Below are 15,962 nucleotides of genomic sequence, written 5' to 3' on the forward strand. Positions count from 1 at the left end.
CTCATGCAGCTTGGGGGAGCATGAGGCGTGACGGGTTCGCACAGTGACCCGTGTTTTCCCGGGTGAGGCAGTCAGCTCTTTGAGGCGTAACGCGCGGCATGATTCGCATTTCGACGATCTTCATCGCCATCTGCATGGTACTGGTCGCGGCCTCGCTCGGGCTTGTGCTCTACGCCGTCGCCGGCATCAGCGGAACCGAATCCGCGATCGTGGCGCTGACCGCGCTGACCTTCCTGATCCTCTACAACGCGGTGTCGATGCGGCTGCGCGACCGCAGCGACGTCGGCGGCCAGATCGCCGATTTGTCGCGCGGCACCGCCGACCTCGCCCGCCAGGTGGCGGAGTTCGGTCGCCGCCTGGCCGCGATCGAGGGCCGTATCGCCTCGTCCAATTCGACCAACTCCGACCGCATCCAGTCGGTGGTCGGCGAGATCAACGAGCTCGGCGGATTGGTCAGGCAGCTCGCCACCACCGTATCGACCCATGAGGATCTGTTGGCTGGCAATGCGCCAGCGCCGGCTCCCGCTCCGATCGCCAGGCTGGAGCCGGAGGCGCCAATCGACCTGATTGCGCCGTTCGAGGAGCGGCCTGCCCCGCCTCCGCTGCCCGCACCACCGTCACGACCGGCACCGGCGATCCAGACCCAGGCCGCCAATCCGGTTCCGGCCGTCAACGGGCGCAACCAGACCCAGTTGCTGGCGGCGCTGCGCAACGCGATCGACGAAAACCGCATCGACATCTTCCTGCAGCCGATGGTGACGCTGCCGCAACGCAAGGTGCGGTTCTATGAAGCCGTGACGCGACTTCGTGACGAGCGCGACCAGCTGATCGCCGCCGAGGAGTTCATCAGCATCGCGGAGGCGTCCGGCCTGATCGGGCGCATCGACAACATGGTGATGCTGCGCTGTGTGCAGGTGCTGCGGCGCCTGATGGTGCGCAACAAGGACGTCGGCGTGTTCTGCAACGTCGCGGCCTCAACGCTCGGCAATTCCACCACCTTCGCGCAATGCCTCGACTTCCTCGAAGCCAACCGGGCGCTGGCGCCCTCGCTGGTGCTGGAGTTCAAGCAATCGACCTTCCGCAATCTCGGCCCGGCCGAGACCGAGAATCTCGCGGCGCTCGCTCAGCGCGGCTTCCGTTTCTCGATCGACCATGTCACCGATTTGCGCATCGAGCCGCGCGAGCTGGCCGACCGCGGCGTCCGCTTCATCAAGGTGCCGGCCACCCTGCTGCTCGACCCCCGGCAGGCCTCGGCCTCGGACATCCATCCCTCCGACCTCTCCGACCTGCTCGGCCGCTTCGGCATCGACCTGATCGCCGAAAGGATCGAAGGCGAGCGCGCGGTCGTGGACCTGCTCGACTATGACGTGCGGTTCGGCCAGGGCTTCCTGTTCGCGCCGCCCCGGCCATTGCGGCCTGAGGGGGCATCTGCTACCGGCGGGGCCTCGCCGAACCAGGCGCAGGACATTCAGGGATCCAATGGCTCCGCTCCCCCCAGCCAAGGCGCGACATCTGGCGCGACGTCAGCCGCTCCGGCACAACGCATCACCGGCAACGCGGCGCTCGCGCGCCGCATCTGATCGACGCTGCGCATCATGACCACACTGCATTTCGCCGAAAGCCTGCGCGAGCTCGTGGGCGGTGTCGATGTCGTGCTCAGCGACATCTGGGGCGTGGTCCATAACGGCCTCGAATCCTTCCCGGAAGCCTGCGAGGCGTTGCACACTTATCGCAGCCGCGGCGGTACGGTGATCCTGATCACCAACGCACCGCGCCCGGCCGATAGCGTGCAGCGGCAGTTGCGCAAGCTCGGCGTCGCCGACGAGACCTATGACGCCATCGTTTCGTCCGGCGACCTGACCCGGCTCTATGTCGCCGAGCATCCCGGCCGCAAGATGTTCTGGCTCGGTCCCGAGCGCGACAACTCGATCTATCGCGGGCTCGACGCGAAAACCGCGCCGCTGGAGGAAGCCGACTACATCGTCTGCACCGGCCTCTATGACGACGAGACCGAAACGGCGGAAGACTATCGCGGCATGATGCTGAAGGCGCGCGAGCGCAAGCTGACGCTGGTCTGCGCCAATCCCGACATCGTGGTCGAGCGCGGCGACCGGCTGATCTATTGCGCCGGCGCCATCGCGGAGCTCTATCGCGAGCTCGGCGGCGAGGTGATCTTCTACGGCAAGCCGCACCGGCCGATCTATGAGCGCGCAATGGCACTCGCCGGTGAACGCCAGGGCCATCCGATCGACCGGAAGAAAGTGCTGGCGATCGGCGATTCCGTCCGCACCGACTTAACCGGCGCGCGCGAATTCGGCATCGACTGCCTGTTCGTCACCCGCGGCATCCATGCCGAGGAGTTCGAGGGCCTCGACCAGCTCGACCCGGCATCGGTGATGGAATTGTTCGGCCACCCGCCGAAGGCGCTGATGCGCGAATTGAAGTGGTGACGGCTGGGCGTGAACTGACGCCGGCTTAGACCAATTGCTTAGCTCTCAACACCGTCATGGCCGGGCACAGCCGTCCGAAGGACGGCGTCGCTTCCGCTCGCCTATGACCCGGCCATCCACGACTTGCTTCCAACGCCCAAGAACGTAGATGCCCGGGACAAGCCCGGGCATGACGATCTCTATAGAAGGCTGTGTTTGGATCAGGCGGCGCTTTACGCGCTCGCCATGTCCGGGAAGACCGCCTCGATCTTGGTCTTCAGCGTCGCCGCGTTGAACGGCTTGACGATGTAGTTGTTCACACCGGCCTTCTTGGCCGCGATCACGTTCTCGGTCTTGGATTCCGCGGTGATCATGATGAAGGGCGTGGTGGCGAGGTTCGGATCCGCGCGCACTTCGCGCAGCAGGTCGTAACCCGTCATCGGCTCCATGTTCCAGTCGGAGATCACGAGCCCGTACTTCTTGCCGCGCATCTTGTTCAGTGCTGCCGAACCGTCGCTGGCATCATCGATGTTCTCGAAGCCAAGCTGCTTCAGCAGATTCCTGATGATACGGATCATGGTGCTGTAGTCGTCCACCACCAGAACCGGCATCGACAAATCAACCGCCATCTCGACTCCCCCAACGCAAACCCAGGAATATTACGATCGGAACTGCCCCAAGCTGGAGCCCCGGCAGTTCCACGCTCAAGGACTAGCACCAAGGCGTTAAACAGCGCGTTAATTGGGGACGCCCGCCAAGAACTGAAATCGCGTTCGATCCGGCCGCCTCCCTCCCGCTTGACTTCATCCAGCCGGTCGCGCCACGGTCCCGCCCGGTCCTGCCGGTTTGAGAATTCCCCTGATGGCTCCGCATTTTACCATTATCCGCGACACCACGCCGGTCTCCGCGATTCCAAGGGGTGCCGTGGTCGCCATGGGCAATTTCGACGGGGTTCATCTCGGCCACCGCGCCGTGATCGCCGCAGCCCTGGAAATGGGCCGGGCGCAGGGCCGCCCCGCGCTGGCATTGACCTTCGAGCCGCATCCGCGGCGGTTTTTCAGCCCCAACACCCCCCAATTCCGCCTGACGGACGAGCGGGCCAAGCTGCGGCTTCTGGCCGGCACCGGGCTTGCCGGCGCCGTGGTCATGACCTTCGACAAGGCCCGTGCCGGAACTAGCGCGCAAGACTTCATTCACCATGACCTGATCGGGCGGCTCGGCGTCAGCGGGATCGCGGTCGGCTATGACTTCCATTTCGGCAAGGGACGGGTCGGCTCGCCGAGCCTTCTGGTCAACGAAGCGCCCCGCCTCGGCATCGAGGTCGATGTGCAGCCCCATGTCGATATCGACGAGCGGCCGGTGTCCTCCAGCGCCATCCGGATCGCACTCGCCGAAGGCCTCCTCGGCGAAGCCACCACCATGCTCGGCGCGCCCTGGTTCGTCACCGGCGAGGTCATCCACGGCGAAAAGCGCGGCCGCGATCTCGGCTATCCCACCGCCAACATCCGCCTGGACGCCAATTGCGGACTGAAGCACGGCATCTATGCGGTGCGCGTCGGCCGCGGGCCTGAGCGGCTGGACGGGGTGGCAAGCTTCGGCCGCCGCCCGACCTTTGATAACGGTGCCCCGCTGCTCGAGATCTTCCTGTTCGACTTCAAGGGCGACCTCTACGGGCAGGCTCTGGACTGCGCCTTCGTCGGCTTCATCCGCGAGGAGCTGAAATTCGACAATCTGCAGGCCCTGATCCGCCAGATGGACGACGATTCCGCCCGTGCCCGCGCCATCCTGGCCGCCGCCCCGGACGCATTTCCGCGGCTCGGCACCATCGATTGAGCCCGAACCCGGCTTCCCCGAACCTTTGCGCTTCCCTTGGCCCCCTGCTATGGAGGGCCCATGTTTGCGCGGCGCATCATAGGGATTAGCGGCCCGGCTTCCGCCTGAGCCTTCGGCTCGGCGCAAGACCGGGATTTTGTCGTTTCACCCCGCGATTCCGCATCGCCATCCGTTCCCGCGCCCTTCCGAGCCAGTCAGCCTCATGTCCGAAAAGCCGCAAAAGTCCCCCAAGTCTGAAGCCAAAGACTATTCGAAGACCCTGTTCCTGCCGCAGACCGAATTCCCGATGCGCGCCGGCCTGCCGCAGCGCGAGCCGGAGATCCTCAAGCGCTGGTACGAGATCGGTCTCTACGAGAAGCTGCGCGAGGCTGCCCAAGGCCGCGCCAAGTTCGTGCTGCATGACGGCCCGCCCTATGCCAACGGCAACATCCATATCGGCACCGCGCTGAACAAGATCCTCAAGGATCTCGTCACCAAGAGCCAGCAGATGCTCGGCTTCGATTCCAACTACGTGCCCGGCTGGGACTGCCACGGCCTGCCGATCGAATGGAAGGTCGAGGAAGAGCACTATCGCAAGAAGGGCAAGCAGAAGCCCGACTTCCGCGACTCCACCGCGATGATCGACTTCCGCCGGGAGTGCCGTGCCTACGCCACGCATTGGCTCGGCGTGCAACGCGAGGAGTTCAAGCGCCTCGGCGTCATCGGCGACTGGGACCATCCCTACGCCACCATGAGCTTCCCGGCCGAAGCCCAGATCGCGCGCGAGCTGATGAAGTTCGCGGCCAACGGCACGCTCTATCGCGGCTCCAAGCCGGTGATGTGGAGCGTGGTCGAGAAGACCGCATTGGCCGAAGCCGAGGTCGAGTACGAGGACTACACCTCCGATACGGTGTGGGTGAAATTCCCGGTCACCTCGCCCGCGCACGGTGCGCTCGCTACCGCAAGCGTCGTGATCTGGACCACCACGCCGTGGACGTTGCCGGGCAACCGCGCCATCTCGTTCTCGCCGAAGATCGCCTACGGCCTGTACAAGGTGACGGACGCGCCCGCCGACAATTGGGCCAGGACCGGAGATCTCCTGATCCTCGCCGACGCGCTCGCTGAAGAGGTCTTCAAGCAGGCGCGCGTGACGGCCTTCGAGAAGGTGCGCGACGTGCCCGGCGACACCATGGACGCGATCGAATGCGCCCATCCGCTGAAGGGTCTTGCCGGCGGCTACGACTTCATCGTGCCGCTGCTGCCCGGCGACCACGTCACCGACGACACCGGCACCGGCTTCGTGCACACCGCGCCCGGCCATGGCCGCGAGGACTTCGATGCCTGGATGGCGCAGGCGCGCGAGCTCGATGCGCGCGGCATCACCACGGCAATCCCCTACACCGTCGACGAGAACGGCGCCTACACCGATCATGCGCCGGGCTTTGCCGGCAAGCGCGTCATCAACGACAAGGGCGAGAAGGGCGACGCCAACGAGGCCGTGATCAAGGCGCTCGTCGAAAAAGGCATGCTGCTAGCGCGCGGCCGGCTCAAGCACCAATATCCGCACTCCTGGCGCTCCAAGAAGCCGGTGATCTTCCGCAATACGCCGCAATGGTTCATCGCGATGGACAAGGACGTGGCGCAGGGCGGCAAGACCAAGAGCGGCGACACGCTGCGCGCCCGCGCGCTGCACGCGATCTCGGTGACGCAATGGGTGCCGCCGTCAGGCGAGAACCGCATCAACGGCATGATCGAGGCGCGGCCCGACTGGGTGATCTCGCGTCAGCGCGCCTGGGGCGTCCCGATCGCCGTGTTCGTGCGCGAGAAGGGCGACGGCTCCGCCGAGATCCTCCAGGACGAGGCCGTCAACACCCGTATCGGCGATGCCTTCGAGCAGGAAGGCGCCGATGCCTGGTACGCGAAGGGCGCGCGCGAGCGCTTCCTGGGCGCACGGGCCAATGAAGACTGGCAGAAGGTCGACGATATTCTCGACGTCTGGTTCGATTCCGGCTCGACGCACGCCTTCGTGCTCGAAGACCCCGTGCAGTTTCCCGGGCTCGCTGGCATCAAGCGCAAGGTCGACGGCGGCACCGACACGGTGATGTATCTGGAAGGCTCGGACCAGCATCGCGGCTGGTTCCACTCCTCGCTGCTGGAGAGCTGCGGCACCCGCGGCCGCGCGCCCTACGACGTCGTGCTGACCCACGGCTTCACCCAGGCCGAGGACGGCCGCAAGATGTCGAAGTCGCTCGGCAACACCATCGAGCCGCAGGCCGTCATCAAGGAATCCGGCGCCGACATCTTGAGGCTCTGGGTCGCGTCCTGCGACTACACCGACGACCAGCGCATCGGTCCCGAGATCCTGAAGAACACCGTCGAGACCTACCGCAAGCTGCGCAACACCGTGCGCTGGATGCTCGGCACGCTGCATCATTACAAGCCGGCCGACGCAGTGGCGCCTGCCGAGATGCCCGAGCTCGAACGGCTGATGCTGCACGAGCTCGCGGTGCGCGCGGCTGCGGTCGACAAGGCCTATCGAGAGTTCGACTTCAAATCGGTGGTCGCGATCCTGTCCGCTTTCCTGAACAGCGAGCTCTCGGCGTTCTATTTCGACATCCGCAAGGACACGCTTTATTGCGATCCGCCGTCGTCGCCGACGCGCAAGGCGGCGCTGACGACGATCGACCTGTTGTGCGCCTCGGTCCTGAAATGGCTGGCGCCGATCCTCAGCTTCACCGCGGAGGAAAGCTGGCGCATGTATCGGCCAGATGCCGAGCCATCGGTGCATCTGACGCTGTTCCCGACCGATCTCGAAGCCTTGCGCGACGACAAGCTCGCCGCGAAATGGGAAGCGATCCGCAACGTCCGCCGTGTCGTCACCGGCGCGCTCGAGCTCGAACGCGCCGCCAAGAACATCGGCTCCTCGCTGGAGGCTTCGCCGGTGATCTACGTCGCCGACCGGGACATGCTGATGACGCTGTTCGACGTCGACCTCGCCGAAATCTGCATCACCTCGAATTACGAGGTGCGCGAAGGCGAGGCGCCCGCCGATGCGTTCCGGCTCGATGCCGTGCCCGGTGTCGCGGTCGTGGTGGAGAAGGCGGTCGGCACCAAATGCGCCCGCTCCTGGAAGATCTCCCCAATGGTCGGCGAAGACGCTGAATATCCCGACGTCACCCCGCGCGATGCACAGGCGCTGCGCGAGTGGAAGGCGTTGGGCGTGAGCGTCTGATCCCGCGGCCATGACCCCGCTCCGCGCCGGCATCCTCGCGGCCCTGGTCACCCTCGTGGCGGACCAGGCCTCAAAGCTCTGGCTGCTGAACGGGTTCGACCTCGCCCGTCGCGGCGTGGTCAAGGTGACGCCGTTCTTCGACCTGGTGCTGGCCTGGAACATCGGCATCAGCTTCGGCTGGTTGCAGAACGACGGCCAGGCGGCGCAGCTCGCGCTGATGGCCGTCAAGGCCATCGCCGTGGTCGCGCTGGCGATCTGGATGGCCCGCTCGCACACCCGACTGGCCACGATCTCGTTGGGCCTCATCATCGGCGGCGCCATCGGCAACGGCATCGACCGCCTCGCCTATGGCGCGGTGGTCGATTTCGCCCTGCTCCACATCGAGATCGGCGGAAATACCTATAATTGGTATGTGTTTAACCTCGCCGACGTGGCCATCGTTGCTGGGGTGGCGGGGCTATTGTATGATTCCTTCCTGGGGGTACCCGCCGCAAAAGCGCCCTGATCCCGGCCGATACGGACCGGCAGGTGGAACCCGGCCTTTGCGAGGGTTTGCCGCGTGCGAGCGGCGATCTGACACAATATGGAACAGGTACAGTAATGCGCAGCTCGAAGACCAGCATTTCGATGGTTCGAGACCCCCGATTGGGGCTTTGGCGGGCGTTGAGATTGTCCGCCGTCGCGCTCGGCATCGGCCTCGTCATGTCGGCCGGCGCAGCACGCGCCGGTGACGACGACGATGAAGATGACGGGATGACCTTCGAAGAGAAGATCATCGACAATCTGATGTCCGGCATCGGCGCCAAGAGCATGGAAAAGCCCGGCATCGAATACCGCGAGCGCTCGCCGCTGGTCGTGCCGCCCAAGCTCGACCTGCCGCCTCCCGCGACCCAGGCCAAGGCCGCGCCGAACTGGCCCAAGGACCCCGAGGAGAAGCGCCGCAAGGAAGCCATCGCCGCGCGCAAGAAGGCAACCAAGGAAACGGAAAACTGGCAGGCCGCCCGACAGCTGACGCCCGCCGAGATGAAGGCCGGCCAGGTCGCCGCAGCCCCCCGGACAAGCAATGACCCGATCCAGCCGGGCACCAACGGCAATCCGTCACTCAGCCCCGCCGAACTCGGCTTTTCCGGCGGCCTGTGGAATATGATGAAGGGCGGCAACGCCACCGAAGAAAAGAAATTCACCGAGGAGCCGCCGCGCCAGTCGCTGGTCGAGCCGCCGCCGGGCTATCAGACGCCGTCTCCGAACTACGCCTATGGCGCCGGGCCGGACAAGTCGCGACGGACCTATTTCGACATCATGTCCGGCAAGGACAAGGAACAATAGCGTTCCTGTTCCACAGACCCGAAATCCCGCGCCGGCGAGTCATGCACGCCGGCCGAGGCGCATAAATTGCTGATCAGTAACTTGCCATCGCGTTGAGTTCTCTGCTTCGTGACGCGAAGCCTCAGCCGCACGGTGTAGCATGCCGTGCCGTCCGAGCCGGACATCCGGACCTCGGCCTTTCACTAGGGATCATGATGTCCGCAAACCGATCGGCTGCCTGCCTCCTTGCCGCGCTGCTTTCGACCAGTGTCCTGACATCAGGCGCGGCCCTTGCCCAGACCACGGTCACATCGGCCCCGCCCGCCAGCTTCACGCTCAGCAACGGCATGCAGGTCGTGGTGATCCCCGATCACCGCACGCCCGTCGTCACCGAGATGATCTGGTACAAGGTCGGCTCGGCCGACGAGACGCCGGGCAAGTCCGGCCTCGCCCACTTCCTCGAGCACCTGATGTTCAAGGGCACCTCGAAGCACCCCGTCGGCGAATTCTCCCAGACCGTGCTTCGCGTCGGCGGCAACGAGAACGCCTCGACCTCGGTCGACTACACCAACTATTACCAGCGCGTGCCGAAAGAGCAGCTGCCGACCATGATGGAGTTCGAGGCCGACCGCATGACCGGCCTCATCCTCAAGGACGAGAACGTGCTGCCCGAGCGTGACGTCGTGCTCGAAGAATACAATATGCGCGTCGCCAACAATCCGGACGCGCGGCTGAACGAGCAGATCATGGCCGCGCTCTATCTCAATCATCCCTACGGCCGTCCGGTGATCGGCTGGCACCAGGAGATCGAGAAGCTCGACCGCGAGGACGCGCTCGCCTTCTACCGCCGCTTCTATGCGCCGAACAACGCGATCCTGGTGATCGCCGGCGACGTCGAGGCCGCCGACATCCGCCCACTGGTCGAGCGCAATTTCGGCTCCATCCCGGCGCAAGCAGCGATCCCGGCGCGGCGAGTCCGTCCGCAGGAGCCGGAGCCCGCCGCCCCGCGCACCGTCACGCTGGCCGACCCGCGCGTCGAGCAGCCGAGCATGCGGCGCTATTATCTCGTGCCCTCGGCAACCACGGCCGCGGCCGGCGAGAGCGCCGCCCTCGACGTGCTGGCGCAGCTGATGGGCAGCGGCAGCAATTCCTATCTCTACCGCGCCCTCGTCGTCGACAAGCCGCTCGCGGTCTCCGCCAATGCCAGCTATTCGAGCATCTCGCTCGACCCGACCCAGTTCGCGATCTCTGCCTCACCGAAACCCGGCGTCAGCTTTGCCGAGGTCGAGCAGGCGGTCGACGGCGTCATCGCCAATGTCGCGCAGAACCCGATCCGCGCCGAGGATCTGGAGCGGGTCAAGACCCAGCTCATCGCGGAAGCGATCTACGCCCAGGACAACCAGGCGGTGCTGGCACGCTGGTATGGCGGCGCGCTGACCACCGGCCTGTCGATCGAGGACATCAGGAGCTGGCCCGATCGCATCCGCGCGGTCACCGCCGAGCAGGTCCGCGCCGTTGCGCAGAAATGGCTCGAGAAGAAGCGCTCGGTCACGGGCTATCTGATCAAGGACACCAGTGCCGCCAAGCGCGAGGAGAAGCGTTCGTGACCTATCCCTTCCTTCGACGCGTTGCCTTCTCGTTTGTCACGGGCGCTGCGCTTTCCCTCGCCGCCATCACGCCATCGCAGGCGGCCGCAAAGATCCAGCACCTGGTCTCGCCGGGTGGTATCGAGGCCTGGTTCGTGCAGGACGCAACCGTGCCGCTGATCGCCATGGAATATTCCTTTGCCGGCGGCTCGGCGCAGGATCCCAAGGACAAGCCGGGCGTCGCCAACCTGGTCGGCGATCTCCTCGACGAAGGCTCCGGCGATCTCGACTCCAAGACCTTCCACGAGCGGCTCGACCGCCGCGCCATCGAGCTCTCCTTCAGCGCCACCCGCGACACTTTCCGCGGCAGCCTGCGCATGCTGCGCGACAACAAGGACGAGGCCTTCGACCTGCTCAGGAGCGCGCTGACCTCGCCGCATTTCGACCCCGCCGATGTCGAACGCATCCGCTCGCAGGTCGTCTCGGGCCTGCGCCGCGAGACCACCAATCCGACCTCGCTGGCGAGCCGCAAATTCCTGGAGGTCGCCTTCGGCGATCATCCCTACAGCCGGCAGAGCAACGGCAACCTCGACAGCGTGCCGACCATCACGATCGCCGACATGAAGGACTATGTCGGACGGGTGATCGCCAAGGACGGGCTGAAGATCGCAGTCGTCGGCGACGTCGATCCGGCGACCCTCGGCAAGCTGCTCGACCACACCTTCGGCAGCCTGCCCGCCAAGGCCAACCTCACGCCGGTCCCCGACGTCGAGGCCGCAAAGCCGCCGCAACGCGCCTTCGTGACGCTCGACGTGCCGCAGACCGTGATCACCTTCGGCGGCCCGGGCGTGAAGCGTAGCGATCCCAACTTCATGGCGGCCTATGTCGTCAATCACATCCTCGGCGGCGGCGGATTGTCGTCCAGGCTCTATCGTGAGGTGCGCGAGAAGCGCGGCCTGGCCTATTCGGTCTATGAAGCGCTGCTCTGGATGGAGCATTCGGCGGTGTTCATCGGCAATACCGGCACGCGCGCCGACCGCGCCGGCGACACCATCGATGCCATTGAAAAGGAAGTGCGCCGGATCGCCGAGGAAGGCCCGACGCAGAAGGAGCTCGACGAGGCCAAGTCCTACCTCAAGGGCTCGCAGATGCTGGCGCTCGATACCTCCTCCAAGCTGGCCCAGGCGCTGCTGCAGTACCAGCAGGACAAGCTGCCGATCGACTATATCGAGAAGCGCAACGCCATCGTCGACGCCGTGACGCTGGACGACGCCAAAGCCGCCGCCAAGCGCCTCTGGGGCCAGGGCCTCCTGACCGTCGTCGTGGGCCGCGCCCCCCAGGCTGCGGCGCAGCCCTCCGCGGCTCCGGCGACGAAGTCGAACTGACATCCCTCTCAGATGTCCTGAAATGGCCGGGCTCGCCCGGCCATTTGCGTTTCCACCAAGCACCATTGCCCAACGCAGACGTCCGCGATATGTCCGGACATCACGAATGGTGCCATCATGCTGCGGATATCCCGCGATCTCGTCATCGACGAGGACGACATCGAGATCGGCTTTGTCCGCGCCTCCGGCCCGGGCGGGCAGAACGTCAACAAGGTCGCGACCTCGGCGCAGTTGCGCTTCGACGCGCGCAAGCTGACCCTGCCGGAGGATGCGGCGATCCGGCTCGCCCGCCTCGCCGGTCAGCGCATGACCAAGGACGGCGTGATCGTGATCCAGGCGCAGCGCTTCCGCACCCAGGAGCGCAACCGCCAGGATGCCATTGACCGCCTCACGGAGATGCTGCGCGAAGCCATGGTGCGGCCAAAGCCGCGGCGGGCGACAAAGCCGACTTTTGGCTCAAAGCAACGCCGGCTCGAGGGCAAGAAGCGCCGCAGCGACGTCAAGGCCGGACGCGGCGGGCGCTTCGACGACTAATTAGCGCGGCAAAAAAACTCCGGCCGCTGGGCGACCGGAGTTTTGCCGTTTCACCGGCGAGACTAGTAACGCTTGGAAGGGGCTGCGCCGCCCGTCGTGGCATCGTCGGCCGTTCCCTTGTGCGCAGCGCTACCCGTGGTGCCGACCGTGCCCCTGGTGCCTTTGGTCGATTTCATGCCGGTCTTCTCGCCCGCCGCGCCCGGCTGAGCATTCATCTCCTCGTCGCCGCTGCCCATCGTGCTGCCTTGCATGGGTTTGCTCTGCACGGTGCCGCCCGGTTTGGCGGTGGGGGGCGCGCTTTGCGCGAGAACGGGCGTCGCAATGAGAGCCGACAGAGCGCATGCGATCATCGAGGTCTTCACCAACTTCATCCATTTCTCCTGGATTTTTTCGCGACGAATGGCTCGGCGGCGCACACGCCGCTGATCTGCACCGGGCCATTGCATCGCGTCGAGAGTTCAAGCGGCGCAATCGTCATGCAATGCGCATGGTGTGGTGATCGTTTAGGGATTTGACGGCGGTTTCGCGGAATTGTGCTCCGCATATAAGGCAGCGCGGAACACCGCGCATCACGAGCATCTCCGCACGCAGCGAAACAGCCCGCTACTACCACCGCCCATCTGACGCCGCCTAGAGTTTGCGCAGGTTGATGTCGATGGGCGGCTCTAGACGATGCGCGCGTTCGTGCTGGGATTGTGCACCGCGATGGTGCTGGTGGTGCGGGTTGCCGACGCACAGATGCCTTTGCCGGCCGCAAAGCCGCCGGACGGTGCGACACTCTTCAAGCAACAATGCGCGGCGTGCCACACCACGAACCTGTCGGAGCCGGTGCGCCAGGGACCGCCGCTGCTCAAGGTCGTGGGCCGTCTCGCCGGCAAGGTCGAAGGCTTTCGGTATTCGCAAGGCCTCGCCAACGCAGATTTCACCTGGGACGAAGCCCGGCTCGACGCCTGGCTGACCAATCCGCAAGCCGTCATTCCCGGTGTCGTCATGGCCTATCGGCAAGGTAAGCCGGAGACGCGCGCCGCCATCATCGCTTACCTGAAGGGGCAGAACTGAATGGCAAAGCCGGTCCATTCCATGATCCGCGTGCTCGACGAGGCGCGCTCGCTCGACTTCTACCGGCGTGCCTTCGGCCTCGAAGTCGCAGACCATCTGAAATTCGCGGACTTTGCCCTGATCTATCTGCGTCACCCCTCCTCACCTTTCGAGGTCGAACTGACGGTGAATTTCGATCGCAAGACGCCGTACCAACTCGGCGACGGCTACGGCCATCTCGCCGTCGTGGTCGAGGATCTCGAGGCCGAGCATGCCCGCTTCGAGCGCGAGAAGCTCGCGCCGGGGCCCTTACGCGATTTCAAGCACGACGGCAGGACGCTGGCGCGCTTCTTCTTCGTCAGCGATCCCGATGGCTACAAGATCGAGGTGATCCAGCGGGGCGGACGGTTCGGCTGACACAAAGGTCCAAATCATAAAAATCCACGGAGGAATGCCATGAGAGAAGTCGATCGTCGAAGCAAGCACAGCCGTCGCGTCTTTCTCAAGGGTGCGGCGACCGCCGTGCCGGTCGTAGCCGTCGCGACCAGCGTCACCGTGAGCATCGAAGATGCGTGGGCCGATGATGCCAGCGCACTCTCGCCCGCGACGATGAAGACACTGCTGAAAGTCGCGCGCGACATCTATCCGCACGACGTGCTCGGCGACAGCTATTACATCACCGCGGTCAAGCCGTGGGACGGCAAGGCGGCGAAGGATCCCGCCGTCAAGTCGCTGATCAGCGACGGCATCACGCGGCTCGATCAGAATGCGCGGGATCGCCACAAGGTGCCCTATGTCGAAGTGCCATGGGAAGCCGACCGTGTGGTGCTCTTGAAGGAGATCGAGGGAAGCGACTTCTTCCAGAAGGTGCGCGGCGACCTCATCGTCTCGCTCTACAACCAGAAAGAGGTCTGGCCGCGGTTCGGCTACGAGGGCTCCTCCGCCGAGCACGGCGGCTACATCAACCGTGGCTTCGCCGACATCGACTGGCTGCCGAAGGCTTGAGACCCACCCCAACGGTTCAGGAGAACGCATATGGCAAAATTCGATCTGAACGACTCCAGCGTTGTGGTGATCGTCGGCTCCGGTGCCGGCGGCGGCACGCTGGGCAACGAGCTCGCGCAGAAGGGCGTCAAGGTGGTCATTCTCGAAGCGGGTCCCCGCATCGAGAACCACGACTTCGTCAACGACGAGTGGGAGAGTTTTTCCCAGCTTGCCTGGACCGATGCGCGCACCACCTCGGGGACGTGGCGCGTCGCCAAGGATTTTTCCGGCCTTCCCGCCTGGATCGTCAAGGCGGTCGGCGGCTCGACGACCCATTGGGCCGGCGCCTCGCTGCGCTTCGATGAGCACGAGTTCAGGGTGAAGAGCACCTACGGCAACCTTCCCGGCGCCAATCTCCTGGACTGGCCGGTCACGCTCGCCGAGATGGAGCCGTGGTACGCCAAGGCCGAGAACAAGATGGGCGTGACCCGCACCAACGGCATTCCCGGCCTTCCCGGCAACAATAATTTCAAGGTGCTGGAAGCCGGCGCCAAGAAGCTCGGTTACAAGACGGTGCACACCGGCAATATGGCGATCAACAGCCAGCCGCGCGACGGCCGCGGCGCCTGCCAGCAGATCGGCTTCTGCTTCCAGGGCTGCAAATCCGGCGCGAAATGGTCGACACTCTACACCGAGATCCCGAAGGGCGAGGCGACCGGCAATCTCGAAGTGCGACCGAGCAGCATGGCGATCAAGATCGAGCATGATGCCGGCGGCAAGGTGACCGGCGTGGTCTACGCCGACGAGAGCGGCGCGATGCAGCGCCAGAAGGCGCGCATCGTCGCGGTCGCCGGCAACTCGATCGAGAGCCCGCGGCTGCTGCTCAACAGCGCCTCGACCATGTTCCCCGACGGCCTTGGCAATTCATCGGGCCAGGTCGGCCGCAACTACATGCGGCACATGACCGGCAGCGTCTATGCCGTGTTCGAGAAGTCGGTGCACATGTATCGCGGCACAACCATGGCCGGCATCATCCGCGATGAAGCCGCCAACAACCCGAAGCGCGGCTTCGTCGGCGGCTACGAGATGGAGACGCTATCGATCGGGCTGCCGTTCATGGCGGCGTTCCTCAATCCCGGCGCCTGGGGCCGTCCATTCACCGCGGCGCTCGACGGTTATCCCAGGATGGCCGGCATGTGGCTGGTCGGCGAGGACATGCCGCAGGAGACCAACCGCATCACGCTCGACCCTCGCGTGAAGGACAAGTTCGGGCAGCCGGTCGCGAGTGTGCATTTCGACGATCATCCCAACGATCTCGCGATGCGCGCGCACGCCTACAAACAGGGCGCTGCGGTCTACGACGCCGTCGGCGCCACCGTGACCTATCCGACGCCGCCCTATCCGAGCACCCACAATCTCGGCACCAACCGGATGAGCGAGAAGCCCAGGGATGGCGTCGTCAACAAGTTCGGACAGAGCCACGACGTCAAGAACCTGTTCGTCTCGGACGGCAGCCAGTTCACCAGCGGTGCGGCCTGCAACCCGACCCTGACCATCGTCGCGCTGGCGATCCGGCAGGCGGACTACATCGCGGGCGCGATGCAGAAGAAGGAGATTTGATCGTACGTTGGCGTCGCTCGCCAGGACGACGTTGAGG

General features: G+C 65.1%; 15 protein-coding genes. 13 read left to right on the plus strand and 2 right to left on the minus strand.

Annotated features, from left to right (window positions below; translation table 11 throughout):
* Nucleotides 1-98 precede the first annotated feature (98 nt).
* Complete coding sequence (locus BM190_RS13160) at nucleotides 99-1,580, plus strand: EAL domain-containing protein (RefSeq protein WP_092255122.1); 1,482 nt, start codon at nucleotides 99-101, stop codon at nucleotides 1,578-1,580.
* Between the two features lie 15 nt (nucleotides 1,581-1,595).
* Nucleotides 1,596-2,450, plus strand: coding sequence for a TIGR01459 family HAD-type hydrolase (locus BM190_RS13165; protein ID WP_028140142.1), 855 nt, complete (start codon nucleotides 1,596-1,598; stop codon nucleotides 2,448-2,450).
* A 212-nt stretch (nucleotides 2,451-2,662) separates the two neighbouring features.
* On the opposite strand, the gene BM190_RS13170 is transcribed toward BM190_RS13165, so the two are convergent.
* Nucleotides 2,663-3,058, minus strand: coding sequence for a response regulator (locus BM190_RS13170; protein ID WP_008567674.1), 396 nt, complete (start codon nucleotides 3,056-3,058; stop codon nucleotides 2,663-2,665).
* Nucleotides 3,059-3,290: 232 nt separating this feature from the next.
* Here BM190_RS13170 and BM190_RS13175 point away from each other — a divergent pair, with 232 nt between their 5' ends.
* The 7 genes from BM190_RS13175 (at nucleotide 3,291) to arfB (ending at nucleotide 12,283) form a co-directional block, all read left to right on the plus strand.
* Nucleotides 3,291-4,262: a bifunctional riboflavin kinase/FAD synthetase gene (locus tag BM190_RS13175; protein WP_092255125.1), complete on the plus strand. Its 972-nt coding sequence runs from the start codon at nucleotides 3,291-3,293 to the stop codon at nucleotides 4,260-4,262.
* A 202-nt stretch (nucleotides 4,263-4,464) separates the two neighbouring features.
* Nucleotides 4,465-7,473, plus strand: coding sequence for an isoleucine--tRNA ligase (gene ileS, locus BM190_RS13180; RefSeq protein WP_092255128.1), 3,009 nt, complete (start codon nucleotides 4,465-4,467; stop codon nucleotides 7,471-7,473).
* A gap of 10 nt (nucleotides 7,474-7,483) precedes the next feature.
* Nucleotides 7,484-7,978, plus strand: a complete 495-nt coding sequence (lspA, locus tag BM190_RS13185) for a signal peptidase II (RefSeq protein ID WP_092255131.1) — start codon at nucleotides 7,484-7,486, stop codon at nucleotides 7,976-7,978.
* 95 nt (nucleotides 7,979-8,073) lie between these two features.
* Complete coding sequence (locus BM190_RS13190; RefSeq protein ID WP_092255207.1) at nucleotides 8,074-8,799, plus strand: hypothetical protein; 726 nt, start codon at nucleotides 8,074-8,076, stop codon at nucleotides 8,797-8,799.
* A gap of 194 nt (nucleotides 8,800-8,993) precedes the next feature.
* Nucleotides 8,994-10,385 (plus strand): M16 family metallopeptidase, encoded by a 1,392-nt coding sequence (locus BM190_RS13195; protein WP_092255908.1) that lies wholly within the window; start codon nucleotides 8,994-8,996, stop codon nucleotides 10,383-10,385.
* Nucleotides 10,382-11,749, plus strand: a complete 1,368-nt coding sequence (locus BM190_RS13200) for a M16 family metallopeptidase (protein ID WP_177237059.1) — start codon at nucleotides 10,382-10,384, stop codon at nucleotides 11,747-11,749. Before BM190_RS13195 ends, BM190_RS13200 begins: the two co-directional genes overlap by 4 nt.
* A gap of 117 nt (nucleotides 11,750-11,866) precedes the next feature.
* Nucleotides 11,867-12,283 (plus strand): alternative ribosome rescue aminoacyl-tRNA hydrolase ArfB, encoded by a 417-nt coding sequence (gene arfB, locus BM190_RS13205; protein WP_018321949.1) that lies wholly within the window; start codon nucleotides 11,867-11,869, stop codon nucleotides 12,281-12,283.
* A 62-nt stretch (nucleotides 12,284-12,345) separates the two neighbouring features.
* Here the strand turns inward: arfB and BM190_RS13210 are convergent, their stop codons facing one another.
* Nucleotides 12,346-12,654 (minus strand): hypothetical protein, encoded by a 309-nt coding sequence (locus BM190_RS13210; protein ID WP_026202641.1) that lies wholly within the window; start codon nucleotides 12,652-12,654, stop codon nucleotides 12,346-12,348.
* Between the two features lie 301 nt (nucleotides 12,655-12,955).
* Between BM190_RS13210 and BM190_RS13215 the strand changes: the two genes are divergently transcribed.
* The 4 genes from BM190_RS13215 to BM190_RS13230 are packed head-to-tail and all read left to right on the plus strand — an operon-like array spanning nucleotide 12,956 to nucleotide 15,925.
* Complete coding sequence (locus BM190_RS13215) at nucleotides 12,956-13,342, plus strand: c-type cytochrome (RefSeq protein ID WP_092255213.1); 387 nt, start codon at nucleotides 12,956-12,958, stop codon at nucleotides 13,340-13,342.
* Nucleotides 13,343-13,738: a VOC family protein gene (locus BM190_RS13220; RefSeq protein ID WP_092255216.1), complete on the plus strand. Its 396-nt coding sequence runs from the start codon at nucleotides 13,343-13,345 to the stop codon at nucleotides 13,736-13,738.
* A gap of 39 nt (nucleotides 13,739-13,777) precedes the next feature.
* On the plus strand, nucleotides 13,778-14,326 hold the full coding sequence (locus BM190_RS13225) for a Twin-arginine translocation pathway signal (protein WP_092255219.1): 549 nt from the start codon (nucleotides 13,778-13,780) through the stop codon (nucleotides 14,324-14,326).
* Between the two features lie 30 nt (nucleotides 14,327-14,356).
* The gene (locus BM190_RS13230; protein WP_092255222.1) at nucleotides 14,357-15,925 is read left to right on the plus strand and encodes a GMC family oxidoreductase; all 1,569 of its coding nucleotides are present in this window, start codon (nucleotides 14,357-14,359) and stop codon (nucleotides 15,923-15,925) included.
* The last annotated feature ends 37 nt before the right edge of the window (nucleotides 15,926-15,962 follow it).

This window comes from Bradyrhizobium sp. Rc3b, assembly GCF_900114915.1.
GTDB lineage: Bacteria > Pseudomonadota > Alphaproteobacteria > Rhizobiales > Xanthobacteraceae > Bradyrhizobium.

What these genes read in the sequence shown, in the direction of transcription:
- BM190_RS13160 (WP_092255122.1), top strand. Translation starts at nt 99, where the DNA reads ATGATTCGCATTTCGACGATCTTCATCGCCATCTGCATGGTACTGGTC.
- BM190_RS13165 (WP_028140142.1), top strand. Translation starts at nt 1,596, where the DNA reads ATGACCACACTGCATTTCGCCGAAAGCCTGCGCGAGCTCGTGGGCGGT.
- BM190_RS13170 (WP_008567674.1), bottom strand. Translation starts at nt 3,058, where the DNA reads ATGGCGGTTGATTTGTCGATGCCGGTTCTGGTGGTGGACGACTACAGC.
- BM190_RS13175 (WP_092255125.1), top strand. Translation starts at nt 3,291, where the DNA reads ATGGCTCCGCATTTTACCATTATCCGCGACACCACGCCGGTCTCCGCG.
- ileS (WP_092255128.1), top strand. Translation starts at nt 4,465, where the DNA reads ATGTCCGAAAAGCCGCAAAAGTCCCCCAAGTCTGAAGCCAAAGACTAT.
- lspA (WP_092255131.1), top strand. Translation starts at nt 7,484, where the DNA reads ATGACCCCGCTCCGCGCCGGCATCCTCGCGGCCCTGGTCACCCTCGTG.
- BM190_RS13190 (WP_092255207.1), top strand. Translation starts at nt 8,074, where the DNA reads ATGCGCAGCTCGAAGACCAGCATTTCGATGGTTCGAGACCCCCGATTG.
- BM190_RS13195 (WP_092255908.1), top strand. Translation starts at nt 8,994, where the DNA reads ATGTCCGCAAACCGATCGGCTGCCTGCCTCCTTGCCGCGCTGCTTTCG.
- arfB (WP_018321949.1), top strand. Translation starts at nt 11,867, where the DNA reads ATGCTGCGGATATCCCGCGATCTCGTCATCGACGAGGACGACATCGAG.
- BM190_RS13210 (WP_026202641.1), bottom strand. Translation starts at nt 12,654, where the DNA reads ATGAAGTTGGTGAAGACCTCGATGATCGCATGCGCTCTGTCGGCTCTC.
- BM190_RS13215 (WP_092255213.1), top strand. Translation starts at nt 12,956, where the DNA reads ATGCGCGCGTTCGTGCTGGGATTGTGCACCGCGATGGTGCTGGTGGTG.
- BM190_RS13220 (WP_092255216.1), top strand. Translation starts at nt 13,343, where the DNA reads ATGGCAAAGCCGGTCCATTCCATGATCCGCGTGCTCGACGAGGCGCGC.
- BM190_RS13225 (WP_092255219.1), top strand. Translation starts at nt 13,778, where the DNA reads ATGAGAGAAGTCGATCGTCGAAGCAAGCACAGCCGTCGCGTCTTTCTC.
- BM190_RS13230 (WP_092255222.1), top strand. Translation starts at nt 14,357, where the DNA reads ATGGCAAAATTCGATCTGAACGACTCCAGCGTTGTGGTGATCGTCGGC.